Source organism: Staphylococcus sp. GDY8P131P, assembly GCF_017891975.1.
Lineage (GTDB): Bacteria > Bacillota > Bacilli > Staphylococcales > Staphylococcaceae > Staphylococcus > Staphylococcus nepalensis.
In genome coordinates this window covers 350,304-362,548 of the sequence record NZ_JAESKF010000002.1, presented here as the reverse complement: position 1 = coordinate 362,548, position 12,245 = coordinate 350,304, and the positions used below count along the sequence as shown (strand labels likewise).

Here is a 12,245-nt window from a genome sequence, read left to right as displayed (position 1 = left end):
AGCAAACATTATTCTGGAATAACTAGTTGCTGGCCATTATGAATATCGTTGCCTTGTAAGCCATTTGCTCTTCTAATTTTTTCAACATTTTCAGTTGAGCCACTTCCATAATACTGGATTGCTATTCTGTATAAGTTTTGCCCATTTACAGTATGTGTTTGTTGGCCTGAATTGTTGCTTGATGCTTGATCATTTTGCTGGTTATCTTGCTGATTGTTCTGCGAGTTCGCATTCTGATTTTGGTCATATGAACCATTTGAACCGTCACTTTGATTAGTGGCTTGATCTTCTTGTTGTGATTGGTCACTTTGATTGTTTTGATTATTTTGGTCAGAAGTAGCAGCTTGATCTTGATTGTTAGATGCATTACTTTCTGAACCAGAATTTGCTTGGTTTGAACTATCATTACTATTATCTGATGCTGATTGGTCATCATCTTTATCAGATTTATCGCTACCAGAATCTTTATCAGAATCTTTCTTGCTGTCTTTATCAGAATCATCATTTTTATCTTTATTATCAGCTACTTGTTTATCATCACTATTGCTATCGTCATTATTACCATTTAAGGCCATACCAGCAAAAATTCCAATTGCAGCTAAAATGAGGATTGCAGCAATAATAGGCAATATTTTTTTGAATAAACCGCCTTTTTTCTTGTTATTTTCATCATTATTGTCGTCATCATTTTTATCATCGTTATTGTTATCATTATTGCCATCATTACCACCAGAAGCATTTGAATGAGCGGCACTCGCACCTGCAGCGCCAACACCTGCAGCACCAGCGGCAGCAGCGCCTTTTTTCTTATCACTATGTTGATTATTATCTTCAGAGGTATTGTTTTTATCAGAACTATCATATTGATTATCTTTCTTCGTTGTAGCAGCGGTAACACCTGCGCCTGCAGCAGCGTTATTTGATTGCTCTTTCTTACTTTCTTTTACTTCATTTTCATTGTTTTGTTTTCCATCGTTATTATTTTGATCTTTATGTTTTTTCGCAGCGTATGCGCCAGCACCTGCAGCAGCGGCAGCACCACCAGTGGCAGCAGCGCCTTTTTTCTTGCTACTTTGATCTTTAGTTTGCTTGTCTTGAGCTGCTGTATTTTCTTTTTCACTGCGATTTTGATTAATATTATTATTTTCCGAAGGGTCTTGGTTTTTATTCATTTCATTTGATTTTGATGATGTATCATTATCTTGCTGTTGATCGGCGTCAACTTGACTAGATGTACTGTCTTTTTCATCAATATTAGATTGATTATCTTCATTTTGATGCGTTGCGGTTTCTCTTCTACGCTGTCTCCTTTGAGCATTTCTTGGAGGGAATTGTTCGTCTTTTTTATCAGAAACTTCCTCTTTTACATTGTCAACGGAATCATTGACAGAGTTCTCTACATCATCCTTGTGTTCTTTTGGATCAATGGATTGACGATTTTTTTCAAAATCATCTTTAAAATTATTATTAGACAAATTCATCATCCTTCCGTATTTTAATTTATTATATACAGTTTTACCCTGAAAAGTAGTAAATATGTATAAATTATATATATAAAACAACTATAAAATGAGTATGTATTTAGTATTATAGCTTGATTGAAAAACGGAAGTAAAGCATTTATCTTTTATTTGAAAAGATTTTGTAATTTTTCATTATAATCCATTTTTCTTTTTACTTTTTTTCTATTTACGATATTTATATCAATTAATTCTGAATCATTATCACAACAGTGGTTTGGTTTTTCTGATAATTCCTCTCCAAAAAATTCAACCATATAAGCTCTTCGACATTGATCTAACTGTTTATAGCCCAGCATACGATGATAACCTTGTTTTTTCCTTTGAAACGCAGTCGCAAAGATATGCCGTAATTGTTTAATAGAGTAATAGCTAAATAAAACCTCTAATATTTCTATCTTTTCTGGAGGCAAAAACATGCCTAACTCAAAAGTGTTTACATCCTCTTCTGTAATAACATCAGCGAACAGCAACGTTTCTAATAGGTAACTATCATCTGGCTGGAAAAGACTTATAGCTTGACTATATGCACCATCCCTGCCAGCACGTCCAATTTCTTGCATATAATTAGATGGACTAGTAGTTAAATGGAAATGTATAATAGTGCGAATATCTTTTTTGTTGATGCCCATCCCAAATGCACTTGTTGCAACAATAATTGGGATTTCGTTGTTTATAAATTGGTGTTGAACTGTGTGCCTTTCTTGATAAGTTAAATCTCCATGGTAAATACCTGTTAAAAACCCATACTGATAAATTGCTTTTGCTAAGTTGAGACACATTTTTTTTGATGAAACGTATATAATAGTCGGTCCTGAATGTTCTAAAAGTGGTAGCAACCATTTTAACTTAGCATGATCGTCTTCGAAGTTTTTATGGGTTAGAGATATGTTTTCTCTATTCATTGTAGTTTTTACAATAATGAAGTTTTTATTTAGCATCTGATTTAAGTCAGATGTTAAATATGGCGGAGCTGTAGCAGTTAATGCAAGTACATTGGCTTCAGGAAAATGGTCGATAATTTTGCCCACAAGCGCATAATGAGGTCTGAAATCGTATCCCCACTCAGAAAGACAATGTGCTTCATCTAAAACAATCAAGCCTAAATCCAAGTTTTGAATGAGTTTGAAATTATGCGGTTGCAACAAAAATTCTGGGCTTAAAAATATAAAACGACTATGTTTTAATAATTGCATATTTTGTTGTTTTTCATTTTCATCTAAACCAGAATGAATACACGAAACATAGTGTTCACCATGAAGTTTTAATTGCATAACTTGGTCGTCCATCAAAGATATTAAGGGTGAAATAATAAGTGTTGGTTTTTGCTTAATATAAGTTGGCAATTGATAACAAAGGCTCTTCCCACTACCTGTAGGTAATATGCCTAAAGTATCTTTGCCATTGAGTACATGTTCGATAATTGCTTGCTGTCCAGGTTTAAACGAGTCAAACCCGAACCACTTCTGTAATTCATGTTGTAACATTTAAATCACCTCTTTCAAATCCAACAATCAATAATTTAATTTCGAAATAACTGAGTTCTGGAAATTTTTCTTTATAATTTCTTAACCGCTCACCACGATTTCCGATATAAAATCTTAAAAATGAAGTGTCATGTTGACTATTTAAATAATCTTTGTATTTAGATAAATAACCTTTTATAAATAACTCTAATATATGGTCTTCAATTGTATTAGGCTTAACGTTTTGCATATTTGCTAATTGATTAAAGCTCAGACCATTTTTAATTCCGCTAAACGTTTGTTCAGTCTTAAATAATAGTGTCGGTAGTATGATTAACTGGTTTAAAATGGGATACTTTGCTTGTTCTTCTAATTCAAACATCATCATGACCAAATCATTTAATTCTAATTCAAACAGTCTTTTTTGAGAGACATTTTCTATTAGGCTGATTTGCTGTCGTGTATACATGCTTTCTTCAAAACCTTGCAAGTAATAGTGTATGTAAAGTGTGTTATTTTTTTCTATAATCGATTTGAATAAAACATTTAACTCTTCAATTAATTTATATTGTGTGTCAGCGTTTTTAATTTCCTTATATACTGCTTTTACCCGTTGTTGAATTGTACTGTGATGGGTAACAGGGATAAATTGAAACATCCCATGTTCTGTATTAGAAACTGTTTGGACTAGCAGTTGAATTGCTTTAAATGTATTTAATAAGCTATCGTATGTATGGCGCGGATGAACGCGTATACGTTGTTCCGAATCTTCGTTCATTTTGAAATCATGAACATTTCCCACAAATGATGGATACTTTAGGTTGGGTAAGCTATGATACAATGATAAGAGTTGCTGACTACAGGCGTCAAAAAAGGTTTGATGAGACTTTTTCCCTGTGATAATATTATATATGCTTTTTTCAGTTTTGTAATTGTGTGCTTGTGTAAGTGATAAGTGAATTATATTATACATGTTTACTCCCTCATTTTATAAAACGAAAACATTTGAAAAAATTTAAAACAGTAACTACAATACTAATTGTGTTATTAGTGTAGCATGTTTGTTAAAGGAGGCGAAGAAATTGGCTAAATATACAATTGTTGATATGGATACATGCATTGCATGTGGTGCTTGTGGTGCTGCTGCCCCTGATATATATGATTACGATGACGAAGGTATCGCGTACGTTATACTAGATGACAACCAAGGTACTGCAGAAGTACCAGAAGAATTATATGAAGATATGGAAGACGCATTAGAAGGTTGCCCAACAGATTCCATTAAAATTGAAGAAGAATCATTTGACGGAGACCCTTTAAAATTTGAATAAAGCATCTATTCAAATAAAACATCTTATAAAACTCAGTGTAGTCATTAAACAAATGAAAACGCTGGGTTTTTTTATTTTTAAATAATCAATTTAGTTTTATAATTGTATCCATAAGACCACATCATAAAAAAAGCTGGACTTTGAACTCCTATTTATAAAATGGGTTTCATCCAGCTTTCTTATGGTTATTATATATATTTATTTAGGTAAAATATGCTTTAAACGTTTGAATAAAAGTATAAATATTAATGAAATAATGATTCCTTTAATAATATTAAAAGGAATAACGCCTGAAACAACAACGATTTTAATGTTTTCAACTACATTAGAAAGGTTCATTATCATTCCGTAAAGCGGTAATAAAACAAAATAGTTTAAAATACTTAAGACGATTGTCATGACAATCGTAGCTATACTAAAGCCAACCACTTGTGTTTTAATTGTAGATTTATGTTTGATAACGTAAAAAGCTGTTAAAATAAAGCTTGCTCCAGCTAAAAAGTTGGCAATAGGGCCAACTGGATCGCCTATATTAAACAAAAAATTAAGCAAGTTTTTTATAAACAATACAATAATTCCTGCTATTGGGCCTAAGCTAAAAGTAGCTAACAATGCTGGAATATCGCTGAAATCTAACGTTAAATACGGTGGTAAAAATGGTATCGGAAATTTGATAAACATTAAAATAAATGAAACCGCACTTAACATACTTATTGTAATAAGTCTTTTGGTTTGTTGTTGCATATTAAATTATCTCCTTCCATTCACCTTGCATAGAAAAGGAGGATTTAATTGCATAACAAAAACCCTCCATCTTCTCCCATCCAGACTATACTGTCGGCTCTAGATTCGCACTAGATCAGCCATCTATCTTTAAAAGATAAATAGGTCGCAGGCTTTATTTACTGCCGGTTGGGAATCACACCCTGCCCCGAAGATGAATTTCTTAATTTTTATAAATATATCATAGCCTATTACTCAGATAAAAACAACAGACATGCTCTTATTCATTAAAACAGTAGCATTTATAAAATTAAAAACGAGATTAGAAAACAGAATATGTTAACTGATTTCTAACCTCGACTTTAGATGAAGGTATCCATGTACTTTTAAATACAAATATGGAATGGTTATAAAATGATACAGGTTTAACTTATTGCCCATTCTTTCTAAATTAAATACGTTATTTCTGAATTATTTAATATTAAGAGAGATTGCTACAATTATATGTTAGCAAATTTATTTACTAATATCGTGATCCACTGGTTTTGGTAGTTTAATAATGAAAGTCGTACCTTCACCTAGTTCACTTTTTACTTCTATAGAGCCTCCATGTTCATCAATAATCATACGGCAAATAAATAACCCTAAGCCAGTACCTTGTTTGCCACGTTTACGTGCAGTATCAACTTTATAAAAACGATCAAATACCTGCTGTAAATGCTCAGGTGCTATACCAGAACCAGTATCAGTGATATAAAGTATATTTTCATTATCAGATTCGCCATAACTAATTGAAATTAAATCGCCAGGTTCAGTATATCTAGTAGCATTATCAATAAGGTTAGTTAGCACTTGTTCAATTCTATCTGTATCAAAATACCACAATTGATTCTGAGTATTGGGATTTAAATTCATAGTTAAACCTAAATCATTTGCTTGTTTTTGGTATTTTTGTTGCATTCTGTTTAATAACGGATCGATGGGTTGTACAACCTTTTCTACGGTTAACCCTTCAGCATCCATCCGTGCTACATTGAGTAACTCATTTACTAAACGATTTAAACGTTTCGTTTCGTCCAGTACAATAGACAATGATTCATGTATTTCTTCAGGTTCAGTTACAATACCATCTACGATTGATTCTGTATAACCTTGCAATAAAGAAATGGGTGTGCGGAGTTCGTGTGATACATTAGCAATAAAATCTTTTTTCATCTGGTCAATATTATGCTCATTTGTCATATCACGAATAATTGCAACAATACCGCTTCTACCGTCTGGTTGTATTTGTTCGATATAACTTGAAATAATAACAAAATAACGTGTGCTAATCTCGTATTCTTCGAATTGTGTTTGTTTTGTTTTAAATGTTAATTCGTTTTGACGATCTAGTTTTTCTAAATCATGTTTATCCAATATTTTTAAAATGTTTTGTGCCATTTTATTAGATATAATAATATCTTTTTTATCATTAAATCCTAGTACGCCTTCGACCATCGAGTTAATTAAACTATCTCGTATATTTTTAGAAGATGATAGTGCATCTATATGTTGTTGTATTTCAGAGCTCATCGTATTAAAAGCCCGTGAAAGTTCACCTATTTCATCTCGTGAATTAACAGGAACAACTTGTGCATAGTCCCCTTTAGAAACTTTGAGTGCTTGTGTTCTTAATTTTCTAAGTGGTTTTGTGATACGAGAAGATAAGAAAAATGCAAATACTGTCGTTATAGCTAAAAAGATTATAGCAATAATTAAAATAATGACAGTAATGACATTGTTTGTATCTTCAATCGTTTTTAAATCTTGGTAAATAAATACACCACTGTACTTGCTATTATGCTGACTGGAATCAAGATTTTTAGATGGATAGCCAATTAATACATATGTCTTTTGTTGTTGTTTTATATCAACCGTGACGTGTTCTGATATTTGCTCTCCTTTGTCGAATACTTTTTCGTAATCTTTATTATCTTTAATTTCTCTGAACATCTTTTCTTTAGTTTCATCTTTATTTGCACTATCCATGTGCTTGTTATTCATAATAATCAGACCTACTGGACCTTCGATTAATGATTTACTGTGTCTAATAGCTGTTGCTTTATCATCTGAACTTTCAACCAAATGGCTAATTCTTTTTGCATCTTTGAGTAATGAATCCTCTGTTTCTTGCGTAAAGTAAGATTGTATAAACGTTATAAGGGCTGCGCTTAATAAAATTAAAACTGTCGTTACTATAAAGATTATAGTTAACCACAGTTTTACTACGACATTATTGAGTCGGTTCATTATCAGATTTAACCTCGAATTTATAACCCACACCCCAAACGGTTTGAATCATTTGAGCTGCATTCTCTGAAACTCGATTTAATTTCTCTCTTAAACGTTTTACATGTGTATCAACTGTACGCAAATCACCATAGAACTCATAGTGCCAGACTTCTTTTAAAAGCTGTTCACGATCAAAGACTTTGTTTGGTGTTTTCGCTAAAAAGATTAAAAGTTCATATTCTTTTGGTGTCAGGTTTACTTGATTATTATCAGCCAGTACTCTATGCGCATCATTATCAATCACAAGATGTTCAAACTCGATTAAATCTCGTACATGGGGTTCGCTTTGTTCTGTATGTGCTACCTGAGTGCGTCTTAATAAAGCTTTGACACGTAATACAACCTCGCGAGGTGAAAAAGGTTTAACGATATAATCATCTGCACCGGATTCAAATCCTTCTACTCGATTTGTTTCTTCACCCTTTGCAGTTAACATAATAATAGGTGTTTCTTTATGTTCTCTTAATCTAGATGCAACAGCAATACCATCCATCTCTGGCAACATTAAATCTAATAAAATACATGAATAATCATGTTCCATTGCCATTTTATACGCTTCATGTCCATCTCTAGCTTCATGTGTTTCAAAAGATTCTCTTTCTAAGTACAATTTTAATAATCGTCTGATTCTATCTTCATCATCAACGATAAGTATTTCGTTTGACATAGGTTTCGTACCCTCCCACACTGCTATCTTTCAATTTCAATCACATTATATCATAGGTTGAAGCATAAAAGTGCTTAAGAATGAAAAGTTTGTGAATTTTTTATCAATATCTGGTTGTTGCCTATAGGTTCTCACAATTAATGACCATGTTCAGCCAATTGACGTAATACTTTTACTTCATGCGGTGTAAGCACTCTGCCTTCACCAGCATTCAATCCTTTTAAATCTAAAGGCCCAAATTCTATACGTTGTAATTTTGATATTTGGTAACCAAAATGCTCAAACATACGTCTAACTTGTCTATTACGTCCTTCCGTTATTGTAATCTCTACAAGCGTTGAATTTTTGTCTTTATCTTGATTTTTAATTTTTACGTTGGCAGGTTGCGTCTTACCATCTTCTAATTTAATGCCTTGTTCTAACGCTTTAACTTCTTCACGCATAAGATAACCTTTTAATTTAACGACGTATTTCTTTTTAATTTTGTAACGTGGGTGCGTCATTAAATTTGTGAATTCTCCATCGTTCGTTAGCAATAGTAAACCAGATGTATCATAATCTAAACGACCAACTGGATAAATCCTTGTTTTGATTTGTTTAAAGTAATCAGTAACTACTTTTCTACCTTTATCATCAGACACACTCGTAATCACTTGCGCTGGTTTATAAAAAAGGATATATAATTTATCTTCTTGTTCCAATTTAACGCCTTCTACTTCCACCGTGTCAGTAGGCTTTACCTTTGTACCTAGTTCAGTTTCTGTTTCACCGTTTACTTTGACTTTACCTTCTGTGATTAAGGTTTCAGCTTTACGTCTTGAAGTATAACCGCTGTTTGCAATACGTTTTTGTAATCTTTCTATTTCTTTACTCATTATTATCTCCTTTTTGGTTGACTAAGTTACTAAAGAAAGCTTCAATTTCTTCATCTTCTTCATCTGTAGTTGGTAGATCATCTAAATGTTCAATGCCGAATACATTTAGGAATAACTCTGTTGTATATAGCTGTTGGCTTCTAGAATCTTGTTCATCTTTCGCTTCAATTAAACCACGCGCTATCAAAGTTTTAACGGCACCATCTGAATTAATGCCTCTAATCATTTCGATATCACTACGAGATAAGGGTTGATTATATGCAATAATAGATAAAGCTTCCATAGCTGCTTGTGATAATTTCAATTTTGATTTTTGTTCTATTAATTTTTCGATATATTCTGAAGCATCTTTTTTTGTTGTAAGTACATAATTATTGCCAAAATGTTGGATCTCTAGCCCAGAAGCATCATATTCGGTGATTAAAGTATGCAATGTATTTTGATCAATTTCTAATATCTCTAGAATTTGCTTTTCTTCAAGTCCTTCATCCCCAGCTGTATAAAGTAATGCTTCTAGAACTCCTTTATCGTTCAATGCCATAGTTAACTCCTCTTAAAATATTTATATCTTCAAAGCTTTTTTGCTGTTCTATATTTACAATACCTGATTTTGACATTTCTAGTATTGCAAGGAAATGAGTAACCACCATTTCTAATGGTTCAGTAAAATTAAATAAGCTAAAAAAGTTAAATGATTCATGATCTTTCAAACGTTTGGTAACTTGAGAAGTAGCTTGTTGAATTGTAAATGTATCTTTTCGAATATCGACTGTTTTAGGCGTTTGATATTCGACACGATTTTTTACTTTTTGATAGGCGATGATCAATTCAGTTAAGTCAATCGTATGGTTTGAATCCCAAGTTTCATTTGATTCTAAATGCGTTAAATCAGTTGGATGTTTAGCATAATATTGTTCTCTTTCTGCTCTTTTTTCATTTAAAAGAACTGTATACGCTTTATAATTTTGATATTCTATTAATCGTTCAACTAAATTTTCACGTGGATCATCGTCTATATCCTCAACGTCTTCTGATTGAGGTAATAGCATTTTACTTTTAATCATAAGTAATTCTGATGCCATAACTAAATATTCACTTGCCACGTTAATTTCTAATCGGTTCATCGCATGTATATATTGCATATACTGCTCTGTTAATGATTTCATAGGAATATCATATATATCAATTTCAAATTTTTGAATAAGATGCAATAATAAATCTAAAGGTCCATTAAAGGCATCGAGTTTTACTTCATACATTTTTATCTACCTCATATTAGCAAGTTAAGTGCGGAATTCACTAAAATATTATAGCATGTTTAGTATAAACATTTAAATTTGGAGCGATATTCATGTTAAGAAATGCATTACAAGATTTTTATTTTCAATTTCATACGCAACAACATTACTTTCTTTGTCATGACATTTTAGAAGATGCTTGGAAAGCAAACCCGCATTATAGTAAAGAGGACGCAATTGTTAGTTTAATCTTAACTGCGACAGGTTGTTATCATTACAGAAGACAAAATTTTGTAGGCGCTGTTAAATCTTTTAAAAAGGCATTAAGTGTGATTCGAAAATTTGATTCAGCTTTAAACATTGGTCTTGATATACAAGCATATCAACAGCAAATACAAACTTTGATAAACACAGTTAATAGAGAACGAACTTTTACGCCAATTCAATTACCTATTACAAACGAAATGGAAGAAGACATATTAAAAAGATATCCTAATTATATAGTGACTTTTTATAAAATAGAAGATAGTTATATTATAGATCACCATTTAAAAAGAGATCGTACTGAAGTTGAAGCTGCTAGACAACGTGCATTACAAGCGCGACATAATGCACAATAAAATTATAGTGGCTTTTTATTGAAGTTATATTTTCCACATATACTATGTTAAAAAACACAGACTAGTTATTCAACCGAATAAACTGGTCTGTGTTTATGCTCGTGGATGAAATTCGTTATACATTTTACGAATTTGTGATTTAGACACATGTGTATACAATTGCGTAGTTGAAATGTCAGAATGCCCTAACATTTCTTGAACTGCACGTAAATCTGCTCCGTTTTCCAGCAGGTGTGTTGCAAATGAATGTCTTAAAGTATGAGGTGTTAAAGTTTTCAAAATATTTGCTTTAATACCATTTTGTTTAATCATTTTCCATATAGCCTGTCTTGATAAAGGTTTTCCATGCATATTTAAAAATAGTGCATTAGTTACAGTGTTTTTTAAAAGTTGAGGTCGAACTGTTTCAAGATAAGTATTTAAAAATTCAATAACTGTATCGCCTAATGGTACAATACGTTCTTTATTCCCCTTACCAAATACACGTATGAACCCCATAATTAAATTAATATCTTCTAATTCAATTTGGATAAGTTCAGAAACGCGCATACCTGTAGCATAAAGCAATTCTAGCATTGTTCTATCTCTATAACCGTTATTTTTAGATAAATTAGGTGTTTCTAATAATCTAAGTACTTCCTCGACTTCTAATACGTCTGGTAATTTACGATCATATTTAGGTGTTTCAATTAATACAGTTGGATCTTTGGCAGCGTATTTTTCTCTTAAAGCAAATTGATGAAAGCTTCGTATGGTTGAAATAAATCGAGCTAATGATTTCGAAGAGGCACCTTCATCATGAAGGTGTCCCAAGCATTCTTGAATTAATTGTCTATCTACAAAATCTATATGGCTGATTTTGCGTGATTCTATAAATTCAGCATATTTCTTTAAATCGCGGCGATATGCGCCTATTGTATTTACACTTAATCCTTTTTCAAGTTGTATAAATTTTAAATATTCATCTATCATATTATTCACTATACTACCTCTATTTCTGAAATAGTCATTTTCGATTTATTTTCCTTTAGCTTGGCATGAAGCGCATACACCATGAAACGTTAAACGGTGGTCTAATATTTTAAAATTAAACTCATTTTCGACTCTTTCCTCCACACGAGGTAACAAATCTTCTTCGATTTCTTCTACTTTCCCACATTCCATACAAACTAGATGATGGTGGAAATGTTTTGCACCTTCTTTTCTTAAGTCAAAACGAGCTACGCCATCGCCAAAATTTATTTTATCAACTACTTTGAGTTCTGCTAATAATTCTAGTGTACGATAAACCGTTGCAAGTCCAATTTCTGGCGCCTTATCCTTGACCTTTAAATAAACATCTTCAGCACTTAAATGATCTTTTTCATTTTCAATTAAAACTCTCAAAGTTGCCTCGCGTTGTGGAGTCAATTTATAAGATGATTGCTGTAATTGCTGCTTCACGCGATTTAAACGTTCTTCCACGGAAGCCTCA

13 protein-coding genes and 1 riboswitch are annotated in these 12,245 nt (G+C 32.1%); of the genes, 2 read left to right on the top strand and 11 right to left on the bottom strand.

The features are described from left to right. Positions 1-8: 8 nt before the first annotated feature. The 3 genes from ebpS to KA894_RS02345 all read right to left on the bottom strand — a co-directional run bounded on the left by ebpS (position 9) and on the right by KA894_RS02345 (position 3,959). Complete coding sequence (ebpS, locus tag KA894_RS02355) at positions 9-1,481, bottom strand: elastin-binding protein EbpS (RefSeq protein ID WP_232164813.1); 1,473 nt, start codon at positions 1,479-1,481, stop codon at positions 9-11. 146 nt (positions 1,482-1,627) lie between these two features. Then, entirely contained in the window at positions 1,628-3,007 is a 1,380-nt protein-coding gene (locus tag KA894_RS02350; protein ID WP_096809629.1) for a RecQ family ATP-dependent DNA helicase, read from the bottom strand. Continuing rightward, positions 2,994-3,959: a helix-turn-helix domain-containing protein gene (locus KA894_RS02345; protein ID WP_107644067.1), complete on the bottom strand. Its 966-nt coding sequence runs from the start codon at positions 3,957-3,959 to the stop codon at positions 2,994-2,996. The genes KA894_RS02350 and KA894_RS02345 overlap by 14 nt, the downstream gene beginning before the upstream one ends. Before the next feature lie 109 nt (positions 3,960-4,068). On the opposite strand from KA894_RS02345, the gene KA894_RS02340 reads away from it, so the two are divergent. After that, positions 4,069-4,317, top strand: a complete 249-nt coding sequence (locus tag KA894_RS02340; protein WP_019468351.1) for a ferredoxin — start codon at positions 4,069-4,071, stop codon at positions 4,315-4,317. A gap of 198 nt (positions 4,318-4,515) precedes the next feature. Here KA894_RS02340 and KA894_RS02335 read toward each other — a convergent pair whose 3' ends face one another. The 6 genes from KA894_RS02335 to KA894_RS02310 all read right to left on the bottom strand — a co-directional run bounded on the left by KA894_RS02335 (position 4,516) and on the right by KA894_RS02310 (position 10,172). After that, complete coding sequence (locus KA894_RS02335; protein ID WP_096809626.1) at positions 4,516-5,061, bottom strand: ECF transporter S component; 546 nt, start codon at positions 5,059-5,061, stop codon at positions 4,516-4,518. Between the two features lie 64 nt (positions 5,062-5,125). Next, positions 5,126-5,260, bottom strand: a riboswitch (FMN riboswitch). Positions 5,261-5,556: 296 nt separating this feature from the next. Continuing rightward, complete coding sequence (locus KA894_RS02330) at positions 5,557-7,329, bottom strand: ATP-binding protein (protein WP_115342144.1); 1,773 nt, start codon at positions 7,327-7,329, stop codon at positions 5,557-5,559. Next, a complete protein-coding gene (locus KA894_RS02325; RefSeq protein WP_210133683.1) occupies positions 7,313-8,038 on the bottom strand; it encodes a response regulator transcription factor in 726 nt (241 codons plus the stop codon). Before KA894_RS02325 ends, KA894_RS02330 begins: the two co-directional genes overlap by 17 nt. A 137-nt stretch (positions 8,039-8,175) precedes the next feature. Then, on the bottom strand, positions 8,176-8,913 hold the full coding sequence (locus KA894_RS02320) for a pseudouridine synthase (RefSeq protein ID WP_096809620.1): 738 nt from the start codon (positions 8,911-8,913) through the stop codon (positions 8,176-8,178). Further along, positions 8,906-9,454, bottom strand: a complete 549-nt coding sequence (scpB, locus tag KA894_RS02315; RefSeq protein WP_096809618.1) for an SMC-Scp complex subunit ScpB — start codon at positions 9,452-9,454, stop codon at positions 8,906-8,908. The genes KA894_RS02320 and scpB overlap by 8 nt, the downstream gene beginning before the upstream one ends. Then, positions 9,438-10,172 carry a segregation and condensation protein A gene (locus KA894_RS02310; RefSeq protein WP_096809616.1) on the bottom strand — a complete coding sequence of 245 codons (735 nt, stop codon included), beginning with the start codon at positions 10,170-10,172 and terminating at the stop codon, positions 9,438-9,440. Before KA894_RS02310 ends, scpB begins: the two co-directional genes overlap by 17 nt. A 92-nt stretch (positions 10,173-10,264) precedes the next feature. On the opposite strand from KA894_RS02310, the gene KA894_RS02305 reads away from it, so the two are divergent. Then, a complete protein-coding gene (locus tag KA894_RS02305) occupies positions 10,265-10,771 on the top strand; it encodes a DUF309 domain-containing protein (RefSeq protein ID WP_096809615.1) in 507 nt (168 codons plus the stop codon). Between the two features lie 93 nt (positions 10,772-10,864). Here KA894_RS02305 and xerD read toward each other — a convergent pair whose 3' ends face one another. Both xerD and fur read right to left on the bottom strand, forming a co-directional pair. Continuing rightward, a complete protein-coding gene (gene xerD, locus KA894_RS02300) occupies positions 10,865-11,743 on the bottom strand; it encodes a site-specific tyrosine recombinase XerD (protein WP_242692936.1) in 879 nt (292 codons plus the stop codon). Between the two features lie 45 nt (positions 11,744-11,788). Beyond that, positions 11,789-12,235, bottom strand: a complete 447-nt coding sequence (gene fur / locus KA894_RS02295; protein WP_096809611.1) for a ferric iron uptake transcriptional regulator — start codon at positions 12,233-12,235, stop codon at positions 11,789-11,791. Between the last annotated feature and the right edge of the window lie 10 nt (positions 12,236-12,245).

Bases quoted from the DNA above. Each gene is read 5' to 3' on its own strand.
- ebpS (WP_232164813.1), bottom strand. From the start codon at position 1,481: ATGAATTTGTCTAATAATAATTTTAAAGATGATTTTGAAAAAAATCGT.
- KA894_RS02350 (WP_096809629.1), bottom strand. From the start codon at position 3,007: ATGTTACAACATGAATTACAGAAGTGGTTCGGGTTTGACTCGTTTAAA.
- KA894_RS02345 (WP_107644067.1), bottom strand. From the start codon at position 3,959: ATGTATAATATAATTCACTTATCACTTACACAAGCACACAATTACAAA.
- KA894_RS02335 (WP_096809626.1), bottom strand. From the start codon at position 5,061: ATGCAACAACAAACCAAAAGACTTATTACAATAAGTATGTTAAGTGCG.
- KA894_RS02330 (WP_115342144.1), bottom strand. From the start codon at position 7,329: ATGAACCGACTCAATAATGTCGTAGTAAAACTGTGGTTAACTATAATC.
- KA894_RS02325 (WP_210133683.1), bottom strand. From the start codon at position 8,038: ATGTCAAACGAAATACTTATCGTTGATGATGAAGATAGAATCAGACGA.
- KA894_RS02320 (WP_096809620.1), bottom strand. From the start codon at position 8,913: ATGAGTAAAGAAATAGAAAGATTACAAAAACGTATTGCAAACAGCGGT.
- scpB (WP_096809618.1), bottom strand. From the start codon at position 9,454: ATGGCATTGAACGATAAAGGAGTTCTAGAAGCATTACTTTATACAGCT.
- KA894_RS02310 (WP_096809616.1), bottom strand. From the start codon at position 10,172: ATGTATGAAGTAAAACTCGATGCCTTTAATGGACCTTTAGATTTATTA.
- KA894_RS02305 (WP_096809615.1), top strand. From the start codon at position 10,265: ATGTTAAGAAATGCATTACAAGATTTTTATTTTCAATTTCATACGCAA.
- xerD (WP_242692936.1), bottom strand. From the start codon at position 11,743: ATGATAGATGAATATTTAAAATTTATACAACTTGAAAAAGGATTAAGT.